Annotated in this window: 13 protein-coding genes; all 13 read left to right on the top strand. The window is 72.9% G+C overall.

The genetic code is table 11. The features are described 5' to 3' along the window. The first annotated feature begins 27 nt into the window (after window positions 1-27). A complete protein-coding gene (locus OOK34_RS01130) occupies window positions 28-1092 on the top strand; it encodes a MoxR family ATPase (protein WP_267031973.1) in 1065 nt (354 codons plus the stop codon). Then, the gene (locus OOK34_RS01125) at window positions 1089-5033 is read left to right on the top strand and encodes a pentapeptide repeat-containing protein (protein WP_267031972.1); all 3945 of its coding nucleotides are present in this window, start codon (window positions 1089-1091) and stop codon (window positions 5031-5033) included. The genes OOK34_RS01130 and OOK34_RS01125 overlap by 4 nt, the downstream gene beginning before the upstream one ends. Window positions 5034-5081: 48 nt before the next feature. Next, complete coding sequence (locus tag OOK34_RS01120; RefSeq protein ID WP_323183387.1) at window positions 5082-5819, top strand: tyrosine-protein phosphatase; 738 nt, start codon at window positions 5082-5084, stop codon at window positions 5817-5819. Between the two features lie 326 nt (window positions 5820-6145). Further along, window positions 6146-8188 carry an elongation factor G gene (fusA, locus tag OOK34_RS01115; protein ID WP_267031971.1) on the top strand — a complete coding sequence of 681 codons (2043 nt, stop codon included), beginning with the start codon at window positions 6146-6148 and terminating at the stop codon, window positions 8186-8188. A 208-nt stretch (window positions 8189-8396) separates the two neighbouring features. Beyond that, window positions 8397-9842 (top strand): MFS transporter, encoded by a 1446-nt coding sequence (locus OOK34_RS01110; RefSeq protein ID WP_267031970.1) that lies wholly within the window; start codon window positions 8397-8399, stop codon window positions 9840-9842. 141 nt (window positions 9843-9983) lie between these two features. Beyond that, window positions 9984-11174 (top strand): PLP-dependent aspartate aminotransferase family protein, encoded by a 1191-nt coding sequence (locus tag OOK34_RS01105; protein WP_267031969.1) that lies wholly within the window; start codon window positions 9984-9986, stop codon window positions 11172-11174. Window positions 11175-11238: 64 nt separating this feature from the next. After that, window positions 11239-11745, top strand: a complete 507-nt coding sequence (locus tag OOK34_RS01100) for a MaoC/PaaZ C-terminal domain-containing protein (RefSeq protein WP_267031968.1) — start codon at window positions 11239-11241, stop codon at window positions 11743-11745. Between the two features lie 39 nt (window positions 11746-11784). Further along, window positions 11785-12624: an SAM-dependent methyltransferase gene (locus OOK34_RS01095; protein ID WP_267031967.1), complete on the top strand. Its 840-nt coding sequence runs from the start codon at window positions 11785-11787 to the stop codon at window positions 12622-12624. Beyond that, a complete protein-coding gene (locus OOK34_RS01090) occupies window positions 12621-13667 on the top strand; it encodes a class I SAM-dependent methyltransferase (protein WP_267031966.1) in 1047 nt (348 codons plus the stop codon). Before OOK34_RS01095 ends, OOK34_RS01090 begins: the two co-directional genes overlap by 4 nt. 76 nt (window positions 13668-13743) lie before the next feature. Beyond that, the gene (locus tag OOK34_RS01085; RefSeq protein WP_267031965.1) at window positions 13744-14637 is read left to right on the top strand and encodes a diiron oxygenase; all 894 of its coding nucleotides are present in this window, start codon (window positions 13744-13746) and stop codon (window positions 14635-14637) included. 33 nt (window positions 14638-14670) lie between these two features. Next, entirely contained in the window at window positions 14671-15531 is an 861-nt protein-coding gene (locus tag OOK34_RS01080) for a hypothetical protein (protein ID WP_267031964.1), read from the top strand. Window position 15532: 1 nt separating this feature from the next. Further along, the gene (locus OOK34_RS01075) at window positions 15533-16342 is read left to right on the top strand and encodes a 4'-phosphopantetheinyl transferase superfamily protein (protein ID WP_267031963.1); all 810 of its coding nucleotides are present in this window, start codon (window positions 15533-15535) and stop codon (window positions 16340-16342) included. Then, a complete protein-coding gene (gene metK / locus OOK34_RS01070) occupies window positions 16339-17547 on the top strand; it encodes a methionine adenosyltransferase (RefSeq protein ID WP_267031962.1) in 1209 nt (402 codons plus the stop codon). The genes OOK34_RS01075 and metK overlap by 4 nt, the downstream gene beginning before the upstream one ends. Window position 17548 lies beyond the last annotated feature (1 nt).

The following is a 17548-nucleotide window of genomic DNA, read 5'->3' as shown; positions in this document are numbered from 1 at the left end:
ACCGGCCGTACGACCCGCGAAGAGACGATGGAGGCAGAGGCAGTGGCGAAGGACTGGTGGCTGTACCAGGGTGCGGGCCCGGGCGAGGAGCGCCGCTCCCGGCTGGAGGCCGCGACACCGCCGCCCTGGCGGGACTTCACCGGCGTCCCCGACCGGTCCTACGGGCCGCCCGGCTGCGCGGGGGAGGCCTGGGAACGCACCCGGCGGCGCGGCGAGGGCTACGTCCCGGACGAACCCGAGAAGGACGTGGTCAACACCGCCCTCCACCTGCGCCGGCCGCTGCTGATCACCGGCAAGCCGGGCGTCGGCAAGTCCACGCTCGCCTACAGCATCGCCGCCGACCTGGCCCTGGGACCCGTACTGCACTGGCCGATCACCAGCCGCACCGTGCTCCGCGACGGCCTCTACCTCTACGACGCCATCGGCCGGCTCCAGGAGGCGGGACTGGAACAGGTCCGCGTCCCCGGCGCCCGTGCCGCCGAAGCCCCGGACGCCCCTTCCATCGCCCGCTACCTGCGCCTCGGCCCGCTCGGCACGGCCCTCCTCCCGCAGAGCCGGCCGCGCGTCCTGCTCATCGACGAGATCGACAAGAGCGACATCGACCTGCCCGGAGACCTCCTCACCGTCTTCGAGGACGGCGGCTTCGGCATCCCCGAACTGGCCCGCCTCGCCAAGGAGGAACCCACCGTCGCCATCGGCACCGACGACGACCCCGACGCCGCCGTGGCCGTCACCCAGGGCCGCGTGCAGTGCAGCTACTTCCCCGTCGTCATCCTCACCAGCAACGGCGAACGCGATTTCCCGCCCGCCTTCCTGCGCCGCTGCGTCCGCCTCCACCTCGAGGCCCCGGGCCCCGAGAAGCTCGCCCGCATCGTGCGCGGACGCCTCGGCGTCGACATCACCGGCGAGGACGCGGCCGAGTACCAGGACCTCGTGCGCAGCTTCCTCGAACGTGCCGAGGACGGCGACCTGGCCACCGACCAGCTCCTCAACGCCATCCAGCTGCGTCTGGCCGGAGCCTGGTCCGCGCCCGGCGACCGGGACCGCTTCCTCGCCACCGTGATGCAGCACCTGACCGGGCCCACCGCGTGATCGAGAGGCTCCTCGCCGCCTTCGCCGAAGGCGCCGAGGACGGCGCCGCGCCCCGCACGGCCGTCGGGGCCGAGGAGATCGCCGACATCCTGTGGCTGGCCGCACGCGTGGACCCGGCCGCCGCCCGCTCCCGTACCCAGGGCGCGCAGGCGGCCCCGCCGGAGCCGGACGCGGACCTGCCGCCGCCCGCGCCGCCCGCCCCCGCGCCCGGCCGCACCGGCCCGCCGGCCACCGGGGGCGTCCAGCTCTTCCCCGCCGTCCACACCCCGCCCGGGGCACACGCCGCGCCGGGCGCCGATCCGGGCGGACGGCGCGGCGTACCCCTGCGGCTGCCCCGCACCGCCTCCCTCGACGACCCGCTCGCCCTGATGCGTTCCCTGCGCCCCGTCGGCCGGCGCTCCATCGGGGGGCCGGGGGAGGAGCTGGACGAGCAGCTCACCGTGGAACGCAGCATCGAAGCGATGGTCCCCACCCCGGTCCTGCGCCCCGCCGAGAGCCGCTGGCTCGACCTGGCCCTCGTCGTCGACACCCACCCCTCGATGCTGCTCTGGTCCGACCTGGTAGCCGAACTGCGCGGGGTGCTCACCCGCAGCGGGGTCTTCCGCGACGTCCGCAGCTGGCAGCTGACCGGCACCGGCCGGGGCGGCACCCCGATGCTCGCCCGGGGGCGCGGCGGGCCGCCCCGCAACCCGCTGGAACTGGCCGACCCGGCCGGCCGCAGGCTGATCCTCCTCGTCTCCGACACCGTCGCGGGCGGCTGGCAGGAGCCCCCGCTGCGCGGGATCCTGCGGCACTGGAGCGCCCACAACGCCGTGGCCGTGCTGAACGTCCTGCCCGAACGGCTGTGGACCCGGGGCGCGGTGCGGCCCGTGCCCTTCGCCGTCCGCTCGGACCGGCCCGCCGCCGCCACCCGCTCCTGGCAGCGGGTCCCCGCCGCCCGGCGGGCACGCGGCGGCGGACCGGTGGTCCCGGTCGTCGGGCTGGCCTCCGACAGCCTCGCCCGGCTGGTCCGGGTGGTCTCCGGTGACGGGCGGTGGCGCCGCCTCGCCTGCCTGCGCCTGGACGCCGCCCCGGCGCCCGACACCGCCGCGCCGCGCCGTGACACCACCGCCCTGGAGGCGGTGGAGCAGTTCAGGGCCAGCGCTTCCCCGACCGCCCAGCAGCTCGCCGCGCACCTGGCCGCCGTACCGCTGACCCTGCCCGTGATGACCCTCGTACGGCGCTCCCTGCTGCGCGACTCCGAGCACGGGCACCTGGCGGAGGTGGCGCTCGGGGGGCTCCTGGCCCCCTGGGAGGGGCAACAGCGGGTGGAGGAGGCCGAGTTCGAGTTCCTGCCGGGCGTAAGGGAGGTGCTGCTCGGCTCGCAGCTGCGCGGGGACGTGGCGGCCGTACGGGAGCTCGTGCGCCGCCGGGTCTGGGAGTTCATGTACCGCCACCGCGGCACCGGCCCCGACTTCTCCGCGACCCGGGTCACCACGGGCACCGAGGGCCGCCGCCGGGTCCCGGACCGGGTCCTGCCGTTCGCGGAACGGCCGGCCGCCGACCGGGGGCTGGGGGACCTGGTGGTGCAGGTCGACTTCGACCCGCTGGTGGGGCCGCGAGAGGTCGGCGTGCTGGTGGCCCCCCGGCTGGTGCTCACCGCCGGGGACCTCCCGCAGGCGCGGGACGCCGTGGCCTGGATCCGCTCGGGCGGGCGGGAGATCGGCTGCCGGCCCGTGTGGTGGGACGACGCGAGCCCGCGCGTGCTGTTGCTGGAGGCCGAAGAGGACCTGGTGGATCCCGCGCACTTCGTCGCACCGGCCTGGGGGGCGGGCCCGGACGACGCCTGGACGGCGCGGCTCTCCGTCGACGGAATCACGGACAGGGGCGAGCCGATCGCGCTGACGGGAGCGCTGCTCCGGGACCAGGGCTCCGCCAACGCGGAGCTCGTCCGGCTCTCGGCCGAACCGGGGACCTGGACCCACTTCGTGGGCGGCCCGGTGTCCTTCGAGGGGAATCTCGTCGGTGTCGTGCACACCGTCCGGCCCGACCGGATGGTGTTCCTCACGGCCGAGGCCCTGTTCGCGCAGGACGGCTTCCGGGCCGCGCTGGGCGGCCGGGTGCCCGGAACCGGACCGGGGGTGGCCCTGGCCGTGCGGGCCGGCGAGGGGCCCGATCCGCGCGGCAGCTCGCCGGGGGCGGAGCTGACCTACGTCCTGACGAGCCTGGTGGGGAGTGCCAGGGTCAACGCGCAGCCGGCCGGCGGGCGGGACGAGGGGACCGTACGGGTCTCCCTGCCCGGGCCGAATGCCCTCGGTGCGGCCGGGATGCTGCTGGACTTGCTCCCAGGGGCCATGGCCCGGTTCGGCGAGGGACGGTCGGAGGGGCTGCACCCGCCGCTCGCCGTGGCCCTGGTGACGGGGTATCCCGGGAACCCGGACGGGGACCCCGAACGGCTGCTCGACCACCCCGTGATCGCCCGGTGGCTGAGGATGTGGACCGGAGGGTCTGAACCCGCGCAGCGTCTCCTGCTGGCCCTGTCCCAGCCGATGTACGAGGAACTCCGGGAGCTGCTCGGCCCAGTCGCCCTGCGCGCCCTCAGACCGCTGGGGGAGGGCGCCGGGGGCTGGCTCCACACCGGCGACCCCGGCGTCCTGGCGGAGTTGCTGGCGGACGCCGAGGCGTACCGGGCGGAGCCCTACCTCTGGCCCCGCTGCGGTTTCGACCGCTCGGAGGAGAGCCCGTCGGGGTGCATCGGCATCCGGCTGGAGGGTCACCGCAGGTGCCTGGCCCACCTGTCGCGCCCGGAGCAGGACGCCTACCTGCGGACCCTGCGGCCCGGCTCCTCCGTCGACTTCCGCGGGACCACCTTCGAGGGGGGCCTGCTCGGGAGGGTGCTCGACGCGGTGCGCGAGCCGGGGACGGGCCGGGTCACGCTGGGGGCGGTGGCGTTCGCGCGGGCCTGCTTCGAGGACGGCTGGGAGGAGACTGGGACCAGCTTCCTCGACGGCGCCGACTTCACGCGCGCCGTGTTCAAGGGCCCGGCGCACTTCCTCCTGGCCAAGTTCGGGGCGGACGTGTCCTTCGACCGCGCCGTCTTCGAGGAGGTGGCGGCCTTCGACGGGAGCACCTTCCTGGGCACGGCCGGTTTCAGCCGCGCCGTGTTCCTCCGGGCGGCGCAGTTCGTGCGGGTCACCTGGGCGGACGAAATCTCCTTCGAGCGCGCCGTCATGGAGGACGAGGCGGTCCTGGACGGGATGTCGGTCCAGGGGCGGGCGGACTTCGGCCGGGCGGTCTTCAAGGGCCGGGTGGTGCTGGGGGAATCCGTCTTCCTGGAGCCGGTGTCCTTCGCGCGTGTGGTGTGCGAGGGCCCGCTGTCCGCGCTCGGCACCCGCTTCGGGGGGCCGTCGGACTTCGAGCGCCTGGTGTGCGAGGGGGAGGCGGTCTTCCGCAGTGCCCGCTTCGACGGCCCGGCCACTTTCAGCCATGCCTACTTCGCGGGCCTGGCGGCCTTCGACATGGGCTGGTTCGAGGAACCCGCGATCTTCGCGAGCGCCCGCTTCCGGGGCCCGGTCCTGGTCAAGAACACCGAGTGCATGGGTGGGGTGTCCTTCGACGACGCCGTCTTCGAAGGCATGTTCCGGTGGGTGGAATCGAGGGTGAAGTTCGCGGGAACCAGCTTCGGGCGTGCCGTGTTCCACGGCCCGGTCCGCCTGTTGGGTGCCGAGTTCGCGGGCGACACCGGTTTCGACGGCTCCGTCTTCAACGGCCCCGTCACCTTCGAGAGCTCCGACTTCCGCGCCGGCCTCTCCCTGGCCGGTGCCACCTTCCACGGTCCGGTCGCGTTGACGGACGTCACGCTCGCCGAGACCCTGGAGTACCCGGGCGGGTGGACCGCGACGGAGTCGGACGGGGTGTGGGAGATCACCTCCCCCGACCGCGAGGAACCCGCCGACGGCTGAGGCATCCTGGGCGCACAACCGCCGCACCACCCCACCCAGGAGCCCCAGTTGTCCCAACCCGGCCTGCGCCACCTCCCCTTCGACCGCCTCCACAACTTCCGCGACATGGGCGGCTACCGCTCCGCCGACGGCCGCACCGTCGCCTGGGGGACCCTCTACCGGGCCGACTCCCTCGGCAAGCTCCAGGGCGCCGACTGGGACCGCTTCCTCGGGCTCGACGTCCGGACCGTCATCGACCTGCGCTACCCCTGGGAGATCGAGGCCAAGGGCCGGATACCGGAGCCGGAGCGCTTCGCATACGCCAACCTCAGCATCGAGCACCGCCCCTATGACCAGGCCGAGATCGACCCCGCCCTCGACCCCTGGCGCTACCTCGCCGACCGCTTCGCGGAGGTGGCCGAGGACGGGGTGGACGAGATCCGGCGGGCGATCGAGCTCATCGCCGACGGCCCCGGCCCCGCCGTGTTCCACTGCACCTCCGGCAAGGACCGCACCGGCCTGATCGCCGCCCTGGTCCTGACCCTGCTGGACGTGCCCGAGGAGCAGATCCTGGCCGACTTCGCCCTCACCGAGCTGGCCACCGAGCGCCTCACCGCCGACTGGCACGCCGCCAACCCGGGACGCACCATGCGCTGGCCCTCGTACGGCCGCGCCCCGGCCACCGTCATGTCGTTGGTCCTCGCCGACCTCACCAGCCGGTACGGATCCCCGTCCGCGTACCTCACGGACGCCGTCGGCATCACCCCCGCCACCACGGCCCGGCTGCGGGAGCGGCTGCTCGCCTGAAAAACCAGGTGCCCCGGCCGGCGCGCGCCGCCTAGAGTCGCGGTGCGTGCCGCCGCCAGGGCGGTGCCTGCCGATGCCGAGCGAAGAGAAGGGGAACCGGGGCCATGCGTACGAACCGCACCGCCGCCGTCGTTCCCCCCTGCCGGTACGACGTGATCCCGGTGTCCCGCAGCGCGCGGTAGCAGCCGCGCGGCTGTCACCGTACGCCCGTGACGCACTCCTGACCGATCCCCAAGAACGTCCCCGTGGCCGTGCCGCGGGCTGGATCGGCGTCCCGGAAATCGCGCTGCCCTCTTCCACCCCAGGCATCCGAAAGGCCCCGGGCCATGCGCACCAACCGTCACACCACCAGCACCACCGCCGCCGTCCGCAACCTCGGCATCCTCGCCCACGTCGACGCCGGCAAGACCACCGTCACCGAGCGGATCCTCTTCGCGACCGGCACCATCCACAAGCGGGGCGAGGTCCACGACGGCACCACCGTCACCGACTACGACCCCCAGGAGCGCGACCGCGGCATCACCATCTTCGCGGCGGCCGTGAGCTGTTCCTGGGACGGGCATCGCGTCAACCTGATCGACACCCCGGGGCACGTGGACTTCTCCGACGAGGTCGAGCGCTCCCTGCGGGTGCTCGACGGGGCGGTCGCGGTGTTCGACGCCGTCGCCGGCGTCGAACCGCAGAGCGAGTCCGTGTGGCGGCAGGCCGACCGGCACGGCGTACCGCGGATCGCGTTCGTCAACAAGCTGGACCGGGCGGGCGCCGACCTCGACACGGCGGTGGCCTCGATCCGGGAGCGGCTCGGCGCCGTCCCCCTGGTCGTGCAGCTGCCCGTCGGGCGGGAGGACGGTTTCACCGGCGTCGTCGACCTGCTGCGGATGCGCGCGCTGCTCTGGCGCGCGGGCGACGGCTCGTACGAGACGGTTCCGGTCCCCGGGCCGCTGCTCGAGGAGGCACGGCGCCGACGCCAGCTCCTTGAGGAGACGGTGGCCGAACTCCACCCGGACGCCCTGGAGGAGTTCTGCGCCGGCTCCGCCCTGAGCGAGCCGACGCTGGTCCGCGTCCTGCGCGAGCTGACCCTCGCCGGGGACGGCGTGGTGGTGCTGTGCGGTTCCGCGTACCGCAACCGGGGCATCGAGCCGCTGCTGGACGCCGTCGTGGCGTACCTGCCCGCACCGGCCGACATGCCACCGGTTCGGGAGCGGGCCGCCGACCCGCAGGAGCCCCTCGCGGCCCTGGCCTTCAAGGTGACGGCGACGGCGACGGGGCGGCTCACCTACCTGCGCGTCTACGCGGGCACCCTGCGCAAGGGCGACTCCGTACTGGACCCGGCCACGGGCCGGACGGAACGCGTCGGGCGGATCCTGCGGGTGCAGGCCGACCGGCACGAGGAACGGGAGGAGGCGGTGGCCGGTGACATCGTCGCCGTCGTCGGGCTGAAGTCGGCCCGTGCCGGGACCAGCCTGTGCGCGCCGGGGGCACCCCTGCTCCTCGAACCGCCGACGGTCGCCGAACCGGTGGTGTCGGTCGCGGTCGAGGCCGGCCGCAGCGCCGACACCGGCCGGCTCACGTCCGCGCTGGCCCGGCTCGCCGAGGAGGATCCCTCCCTGGTGGTCCGGTCCGACGCGGAAACCGGCCAGACGGTGCTGTCGGGGCTGGGCGAACTGCACCTGGAGGTGGCGGTGGAGAAGATCCGGCGCGGCCACGGGGTCGAGGTCGTCGTCGGCCGGCCGCAGGTCTCCTACCGGGAGACCGTCGTGCGCGGGGTGACCGGTTTCGTGTACCGGCACGTCAAACAGGACGGCGGCGCGGGCCAGTTCGCCCATGTGGTCCTGGACGTCGAGCCGCTGGAGGAGCCCGGATTCGAGTTCCGCTCGGCGGTCGTCGGCGGCAGGGTGCCGCAGGAGTACGCGCGGGCCGTGGAGGCCGGCTGCCGTGACGCCCTCGCCGAGGGCCCCCTCGGCGGCCATCCGGTGACGGGCCTGCGGGTGGTCCTCACCGACGGGGCGACCCACTCCAAGGACTCCTCGGAGATGGCGTTCCGCGCGGCCGGCCGGTTCGCGCTGCGGGAGGCCCTGCGCGCGAGCACGCTGGAGCTGCTGGAGCCGGTCGCGGAGGTCACCGTGACCGTCCCGGACGACGGGGTCGGCGCGGTCCTCGGGGACCTCGCCGCCCGCCGCGGCCGGGTCACGGGCTCGGCCGGACAGTCCGGTACCTCGGTGATCACGGCGACGGTGCCGCTGGCCGAGCTGTTCGGGTACGCGTCCCGGCTGCGCGGCCGCACCCAGGGCCGGGGCAGCTTCACCAGCCGCCCCTCGGGCCTGGCCCCCGTCCCCGCGGCGGTGGCCGCCACCCTCCGGGCCCGCTAGCGCCCGCCCGGCCAGTGCGCCGGTAGTGCTCCGGTAGTGCCCCGCCCCGCCCCGCCCCGGCTCCGGCCGGGGCGGGGCTTCCGCTTGTCCGCCCCGATGCGTTCTCACGCCAGCGTTCTCACGCCGGTCTTACATACCCCCCATGGGTATGCTACCTTGCTACGCGAAGGTACCCCCCAGGGGTATGTGACAGAGGAGGGTCAGGGCAATGTCAACCGTCAATCCCCGGCGCTGGTGGGCACTTGGCGTGCTTGCCACCGCTCAGTTCATGGTGATCATGGACACGTCGATCATCGGAGTCGCGCTCCCCGAGATGCAGAAGGACCTCGGCTTCTCGCAGGGCGAGCTCCAGTGGGTCTTCAACGCGTACGTCATCGTCTTCGGCGGGTTACTCCTGCTCGGCGGACGGCTCTCCGACCTGTTCGGCGCGCGCAAGATCTTCGCCACCGGCTGGGCCACGATGATCGTCGGATCGGTGCTCGCCGCGGCCGCGCAGACCGCGACGGTCGAGATCGTCGGCCGGGCCGTACAGGGAGTCGGCGGGGCGCTGATCGCGCCCTCGGCCATGACCCTGCTGATGATGCTCTTCGGGCACAACCCGAAGGAGCTCGGCAAGGCGATGGCCCTCTACGGCGCCGCCGCGCCCGCCGGCGGTACCGCCGGGGTGTTCCTCGGCGGGGTGTTCACCGAATGGGTGAGCTGGCCGTGGGTCTTCATCATCTACGTGCCGATCGGCCTCGCGACCCTCGCCGCGACCAAGCTGCTGCCCGCCGTCCAGGCCCGTCGCGGTTCCGTGGACGTCCTCGGCGCCGTCGCCGTCACCGCGGGGCTCGCGCTCGCCGTCTTCGCCGTCGTCCGGGCCCCCGAGGTCGGCTGGGGCGCCACCGCCACCGTGCTGGAGCTGATCGGCGCGGTCGTGCTGCTCGCCCTCTTCTTCGTGATCCAGAAGACCGTCCGCGAGCCGCTCATGCCGCTCAGCGTGTGGCGCATCCCGCGCCTCGGCTCGGCCAACCTCGCGATGACGCTGCTGGGCGCCGCCTGGATCCCGATGTGGTACTTCCTCAACCTGTACCTCCAGCAGGTGCTGGACTACGGCGCCTTCGCCTCCGGTGCGGCGCTGCTCCCCATGACGGTCCTGCTGATGATCTTCATGACGGCCATCACCTCCCGCCTCATGGGTCGCTTCGGCGCCAAGCCGCTGATCGTGGGCGGTCTGCTCGCCCTCGCCGCCGGCCTGGTCTGGCTGTCCGCCGTCGAGCCGACCGGCACCTTCCTGGTCGACGTCCTGCCCGCCTCGCTCGTCGCCGCGCTCGGCATGGCGCTCGCCTACATCCCGGCGATGATGGCCGCGATGGCCGGCGCCCCGCAGGAGCAGGCCGGTCTGGCCTCCGGCATCGTCAACACCACCTACAACGTGGGTTCCGCCCTCGGCCTGGCCGCGCTGACCGCGCTCGCCACCACCCAGGGCGCCGGTGAGCTGGGCAACCTGCCCGCCCTCACCGACGGGTTCAGCGCCGCCTTCATCGGCGCCGCCGCCATCGCCGCCGCGGGTGCGGTGATCACCCTCCTCGTGATGAAGGGCGACAAGTCCGCCGCCGCCTCCGCTCCCGCCGCCGACGCCCCGGCGTCGCGCAGCGAGACGGCAGGGGTGTGACGTACGGGGTCGCCCCGAGCACACCCAAGGGGTCGCCCGACGTCCTTCCCGGACGTCGGGCGACCCCTTTTTCCGTACCCCTCTTTCCGTACCCGGTTTCCGTACCCGGTTTCCGTACCCGAACGAAAGGGAGATCCCCCGATGAAGGACATCCGCACCCGGGCCGTGCACGTGGCCCACGAGCTCGAAGTCCCCGCGAGCCGGCCGCTGTCCGTGCCGCTCGTCCAGTCCTCCGCCTTCGCCTTCGACTCGGCGGACGACCTGGCGCGGGCCATGGCCGGACCCGACGGCGACTACGTGTACAGCCGCCGCGGCAACCCCACCGTGCGAGCCCTGGAACGCACCCTCGCCGGCCTGGAGGGCGGGGCCTCGGCCATCGCCTTCGCCTCCGGGATGGGCGCCATCAGCGGGGTCCTGCTCGCCCTGCTGCGCCCCGGTGACCAGGTGATCGCGCAGCGCTGCCTGTACGGGGGGACGTACGCGGCGCTGAGCGATCTGAAGGAGCGCTACGGGGTGGAGGTCGACTACATCAGCGGTGACGACGTGGGGGAGTTCGAGGCGCTCGCCGGGCCGCGCACCCGGCTGCTCGTGCTGGAGACCATCGCCAACCCCACCGGGCAGGTCCCCGACCTCCCCGGTCTGCTGGCGGCGGCCCGGCGCCTCGGCGTGCTCAGCGCCGTGGACAACTCCCTGGCCTCACCCGTCCTGTGCCGCCCCGTCGAGCACGGCGCCGACATCGTGCTCCACTCCACCACCAAGTACCTCGCCGGGCACTCCGACGTCCTGGGCGGCGCGGCCGTCTTCGCGGACGACGCGCTGCGCCGGGAGGTCTGGCCCCGCACGGTCGAACTCGGAGCCAGCGCCGACCCGTTCGCCGTCTGGCTGACCCTGCGCGGGATCGCCACGCTGCCGCTGCGGATCCGGGAGCACTGCGCCAACGCGGGCCTGCTCGCGGAGCGGCTGGTGGCGCATCCCGCCGTGGCGGCCGTCCACTGGCCGTGGCTGGGAACGCACCCCTCGTACGCCATGGCCCGCAGGGTGCTCTCGGGCGGCGGCGGGCTGCTCTCCTTCGAGCTGCACGGCGGCCGGGAGGCGGGCCGCGCCTTCGTCGAGGGGGTGCGGCTGGCGCGGCTCGCGCTGTCGCTGGGCGGGGTGGAGACGCTGGTCACGCACCCTGCCAGCACCTCCCACCGGGAGCTGGACGAAGGGGCGTTGGCGCGCGCCGGGATAGGTCCGGGCCTCGTCCGGATGTCGGTCGGCATCGAGGACCCGGAGGACCTGTGGCAGGACACCGAACAGGCACTGCGGTCTTCTTTTGGGTTGACAAAATAAAGGGCTGATTCGTAGATTGGTTCACGCCAGAGAAACCACTCCTCTACGTCAAGGGGGGCGCGTGATGCGCTACTTCGAGGACTTCCGGACCGGTGACGTCCACGAGCTCGGCACCGTCACCGTCACGACGGAGGAGGTGCTGGAGTTCGGCCGGCGCTTCGACCCGCAGCCCTTCCACACCGACCAGGCGCTCGCCGAGCGGAGCCCGTTCGGCGGCCTGATCGCCAGCGGCTGGCACAGCGCCTCGATGTTCATGCGGCGCTACGTCGACGGACTGCTCGCCTACAGCGCCTGTACGGGCTCTCCCGGCGTCGACGAGATCCGCTACCTGCGTCCCGTGCGCCCCGGGGACGTGCTCACCGCGCGCGTCGAGATCCTGGGCTCGCGCCCCTCGCCGTTCAACCCGCGCACCGGTGTCGTGCAGCCCAAGTGCACGCTGAGCGACGCCGACGGGAACGTCGTCTTCAGCATGATCCTGCACAGCATCTTCGAGCGGCGGCCCGCCGAGTGCGAAGCCCCGCACCCCGCCGCCGCGGAGGACCCGGTCGTCTGCGTGCGCTCCCTGGCCTGACCCCCCGCCCCTGCCCGCCCGAAGTGAAGGGAGCCTCCCGTGGAGGCCGTATCCCGCACCGCCCAGTGGACCGCCGCAGCGCGGGCCCTGGAAACCGAGCGCGAGGACCGGCTGTTCGCCGATCCGTACGCGCGCACCGTCGCCGACGGCATCGGCTTCGAACTGCTCGAGCGCTACGCGGGGGCCGGCACCGTGCCGTTCCTCGCCATCCGCACCACCTACCTGGACCGGGCCATCGTCCGGGCCGTCCAGGACCACGGCATCCGCCAGGTCGTCTTCCTCGCCGCCGGCATGGACACCCGCTTCTACCGGCTCCCGTGGCCCGACGGCGTCACCGTCTACGAGCTCGACCGCCCCGCGCTCCTCGAAGCCAAGGCGGAGATGCTCGCCGGGGAGCCCGCCCCGGCCGGACGCACCCGCGTCACCGTCCCGGTCGACCTCACCCAGGACTGGACCGGCCCGCTGAAGGAAGCCGGCTGGCGCTCCGACGAGCCCGTGCTGTGGGTCGTCGAGGGCCTGCTCTTCTTCCTCCCCGAGCACGCCGTGCGGGGCCTCATCTCCACCCTCGCCGGGCACTCCGCGCCCGGATCGGTCCTGCTCGGCGACGTCATCAGCAAGGCCGCGCTGCAGAACCCGCTGTCCCGGCCCTTCCTCAACTCCCTCGAGGAGGACGGGAACCCGTGGCTCTTCGGCACGGAGACCCCCGAGGAACTCCTCGCCGAATGCGGCTGGGACGTACGCGAGGTCCGCCAGCCCGGCGAGGACGGCGCCGACTTCGGCCGCTGGCCCTACCCGGTGCCCGCCCGCAGCGTCCCGCGCGTCCCGCGCTCCTTCCTGTTCACCTGTGACCTCCCGACCGCCGAGGTGAGAGCAGCATGACCGCCGTCCACGACTTCCACCAGCGCGTCATCAGCGACGCCGGCGCCGCCGTACGCGGCCTCACCGTCGCCCTCGGCGAGCGGCTCGGCCTGTACCGCGCGCTGGCCGAGGCCGGCCCGCTGACCCCCGTCGCGCTCGCCGAGCGCACCGGGATCAACGCGCGCTACGCCGAGGAGTGGCTGCACGCCCAGCTGAGCGCCGGGTACGTCGAGCGCCACCCGAGCGCCGGCACGTACACCCTGCCCGCCGACCACGCCCCCGTGCTGGCCGACCCGAACGCGGTCACCTACGCCGCCGGGTTCTTCACCGCCCTCAAGGCCCTCTACGGCACCGAGGACCTGCTCGTCGACGCGTACCGCACCGGCGACGGCGTCGGCTGGGCCGAGCACGACCCGGCCCTCGACACCGGCATGGGCAGCTTCTTCCAGCCCACCTACGAGCACCGGCTCGTCCCCGACTGGCTGCCCGCCCTGACCGGGGTCACCGGCAAGCTGGCCGCCGGCGGCACCGTCGCCGACGTCGGCTGCGGCGTCGGCCACACCACCCTGCTGATCGCGAAGGCCTTCCCGCAGGCGACCGTCCACGGCTTCGACTACTCCGAAGAGGCCATCTCGATCGCCCGCCAGCTCGCCGAGGAGGCCGGGCTCTGCGACCGCGTCGTCTTCGAGGTCGCCTCCGCCGACGACTACCCCGGCACCGGCTACGACCTGGTCACCTTCTTCAACGCCCTGCACGACATGGGCGACCCGGTCTCCGCCGCCCAGCACGTGCACAAGTCCCTGGACGCGGACGGCACCTGGATGCTCGTCGAGTCGAACGTCTCGCCCGCCGACATCGACACCCAGACCCCGGCCGCCCGCATGTTCATGGCCCTCTCCGCCGTGATGTGCCTGCCCGTGGCCGTCGCCCAGCGCGGCCCCCACGCACTCGGCAACCACTCCGGCGAGAAGGCCTTCCGCGCCATCGCCGAGGAGGCCGGCTTCACCCGCTGGCGCCGGGCCACCGAGACCCCGGTCAACGCCGTCTACGAAGTCCGGCCGTAGGGCCCGCCGCACGGCCCGCGCCGCCGAGGGGGACCCGGCGGTCCCCGGCACCACCACACCACCCCGAGGAGTCACCATGGGCGTCAGCGCCCCCCTGCCGGTCAGCGACCGGTTCCTGGAAGTCCTGGAGCGGCTCAGCTCCCGCTCCATCGAGGAGTACTACAACCCGTACCAGCAGTTCGACTGGCCCGAGAAGCTCGACGAGGGCCGGATGTGGATGACCCCCGAGCTGCTCACGGTCTACGGCACCCCCTTCTACGAGGAGCTGGGCGAGGAGACCATCCAGCGCCTCTCCAAGTGGGAGAGCATCAACTTCTACAGCCTCAACGTGCACGGCATCCGCGAACTGCTCATCGAGGTCGTCGGGCGGATCCACATGCCCGGCTTCGAGGTGCCCTCCGACTTCTTCCACCACTTCATCGGTGAGGAGAACGAGCACATGTGGTTCTTCGCCGAGTTCTGCCGCCGCTACGGCGACAAGATCTACGGCTCCACCGCCCTGCGCGCCGACTCCGCCTGGGAGCCGGAGGTGGAGAACTTCCTGGTCTTCGCCCGCATCCTGTTCTTCGAGGAGCTGGTCGACCACTACAACACGCGGATGGCGCGGGACGAGGACCTCTGCCACACCATCCGCGAGGTCAACCGCATCCACCACCAGGACGAGTCCCGGCACATCGCCTTCGGCCGCGAGCTGGTCTCCCTGCTCTTCGACCGGATGCGCCAGGCCGTCCCCGCCGCCCGGGTCGCCGAGGTCGAGGCGTACCTCAAGCGGTACGTGGTCTACAGCCTCAACTCCCTCTACAACCCGCACGTCTACCGCGACGCCGGCATCGCCGACCCGGTGGGTCTGCGCAACGCACTGGTCGCCGACGAGCGCCGCCGGCCCTTCGAGCGCAAGACCATCCGCAAGCCGCTCGGCTTCTTCCTGAAGACCGGGATCTTCACGGACGACGTACTGCCCGTCGTCTGACAGGCCCCACCGCCGTCCGAGAGGTGACTCCCCATGACCGCCATGACCACCGACACCGCCAGAGACACGAAGGGCCTGCCGTCGCTCGGCCCCGAGGGCACCGCCCTCCTGCGCCTGCTCGACGACACCTTCGAGAGCTGGGGCGTGCAAGCGGGCGCCCGCTCGATGACCATGCCCCCGCTGCTGCCGGCCGCGGACCTGGCCCGGCTCGACTACTACGACAACTTCCCCCACCAGGCCGTCGTCGCCGCCCCGCTGAACCTGGACGTCCGGGGGACCAGCGAGTTCTGTACCGACACCGGCTGCTTCCCCTGTGACGCGCTCGAGCCGGCCGCCCTCGGCCTGCCCTCCGCGTCCTGCTACGCCGTGTACATCGACCACCAGGGCCGTGCCGCCGCCGACGACGAACTCTTCACCGTGGTCGGCTGGTGCTTCCGCAAGGAGCAGCACTACGAGGGACTGCGCCGCCAGCTCGGCTTCCGCATGCGGGAGATCGTGGCCATCGGCACCCGCGAGCACGCCGAGGACCACCTCGCCGCCTTCACCCGGCGGATCAACGCCTTCGCCGAGGCCCTGGACCTGCCGCTGCGCCGCGAAGCCGCCTGCGACCCGTTCTTCGACAAGGGCAGCTCCAAGGCGGTGCTCCAGCGCCTGACCCCGGTCAAGCACGAGTTCCTGTACGAGGACCTCGCGATCGCCTCGGTCAACACCCACCGCAACTTCTTCGGCGACCGGTGCGAGATCCCCCTGGCCTCCGGCGCGGGCCCCGCCTTCACCAGCTGCGTGGCCTTCGGCCTCGAGCGCTGGCTGTCCGCGCTCACCCGCCGCCACGGCAGCTGGGGAGCGGCCACCGCCGCCGTCCTGCGCGCGAACGCGGCCGGGCCGGCGATCTGAGGTGCCGACCCGACCCGTCGCCGCCCCGCCGGCGGGCGGCCTGGGCTGGGCGAACCTCGGCATGGACATCGTGTCCGTCACCCGTGTCCGCCGGCTCCTCCGCCTGTACGGCGAGGACTTCTTCCAGCGCATGCTCACCCCCGGCGAACTCGCCGACTGCCGTACCTCCGCCAAGCTCGACATCCTGAGCCTGTGCGGGCGGATCGCCGCCAAGGAGGCGGCCTTCAAGACCCTGCGCGTCCGCGCCGTGTTCCTGCCCTGGCGGGACATCATCGTGCGGCGCTCCGAAGGCGGCTGGCCGCTGGTGGAACTCCACCGGTCCGCGGCCGCGATGGCAGCCCAGTCCGGCATCGCCGGGATCACCGTCACCATCAGCCACGACGTGGACTACGCGGTGGCGGTCGCCGCCCCCGTCCTGGAGGCCGGTCCGCCGGCCCTCGAGGCCGACCCGCCGGGACATCCCGTACCGCCCGAACTTCCCGGCCCGGCCGCCGCATCCGGCGCCGACGCCGCATCCGTACCCAGCACCTCATCCACACACCGCACTTCAAGGAGAGACACCATGTCCGAAGGTCTGCAGCTCGTGAAGAACTGGCTCCTCGCCCGCCACGAGGAGCTCGAGGACATCGCCCCCGACCTGGACCTCATCGAGAACCGGCTGATCGACTCGCTGTCCTTCGTCGAGTTCGTCTTCCTGCTGGAGCAGCACAGCGGCCGGTCCATCCAGCTGGAGACCCTCGAGGTCGACGAGATCCGCACCCTCGACGCCATCAAGACCCACTTCTTCACGGTCCAGGTGGGTCAGGCATGAGCAAGCGACTGTTCACCTCCGAGTCCGTCACCGAAGGCCACCCCGACAAGATCGCCGACCGGATCAGCGACACGATCCTCGACGCGCTCCTGCGCGAGGACCCGGCCTCCCGGGTCGCCGTCGAGACCCTCCTGACCACCGGCCAGGTCCACATCGCGGGCGAGGTCACGACGACGGCCTACGCGCCGATCGCCGAACTCGTACGGGGAGCGATCCTCGACATCGGCTACGACTCCTCGAAGAAGGGCTTCGACGGAGCCTCCTGCGGGGTCTCGGTGTCCATCGGCGCGCAGTCCCCGGACATCGCGCAGGGCGTCGACACCGCCTACGAGCAGCGTGTCGAGGGCGAGGGCGACGAGCTCGACAAGCAGGGCGCCGGCGACCAGGGCCTCATGTTCGGCTACGCCTGCGACGAGACGCCCGAGCTGATGCCGCTGCCCATCCACATCGCGCACCGGCTGTCCCGCCGCCTGTCCGAGGTCCGCAAGAACGGGACCATCCCGTACCTGCGCCCCGACGGCAAGACCCAGGTCACCATCGAGTACGACGGTGACAAGCCGGTCCGCCTGGACACGGTCGTCGTGTCCTCGCAGCACGCCGCCGACATCGACCTGGACACGCTCCTGGCTCCCGACGTCCGAGAGTTCGTCGTGGAGCACGTCCTGGCGCAGCTGGCCGAGGACGGCATCAAGCTGGACACCGAGGGCTACCGGCTGCTGGTCAACCCGACCGGGCGCTTCGAGATCGGCGGCCCGATGGGCGACGCCGGCCTGACCGGCCGCAAGATCATCATCGACACCTACGGCGGTATGGCCCGTCACGGTGGCGGCGCCTTCTCCGGCAAGGACCCGTCGAAGGTCGACCGCTCGGCCGCCTATGCGATGCGCTGGGTCGCCAAGAACGTGGTCGCCGCCGGTCTGGCGGCGCGCTGCGAGGTCCAGGTCGCCTACGCGATCGGCAAGGCCGAGCCCGTCGGTCTCTTCGTCGAGACCTTCGGCACCGGCACCCTGTCCGACGAGCGCATCCAGGAGGCCGTGTCCAGCGTCTTCGACCTCCGCCCGGCCGCGATCGTCCGCGACCTCGACCTGCTGCGGCCGATCTACGCCCAGACCGCCGCCTACGGCCACTTCGGCCGCGAGCTCCCCGACTTCACCTGGGAGCGCACCGACCGGGTGCACGCGCTGCGCAAGGCAGCCGGGGTCTGAC

This window comes from Streptomyces sp. NBC_00091 (genome assembly GCF_026343185.1).
Classification (GTDB): Bacteria; Actinomycetota; Actinomycetes; order Streptomycetales; family Streptomycetaceae; genus Streptomyces.
This window is presented reverse-complemented; position numbering and strand designations above follow the sequence as displayed.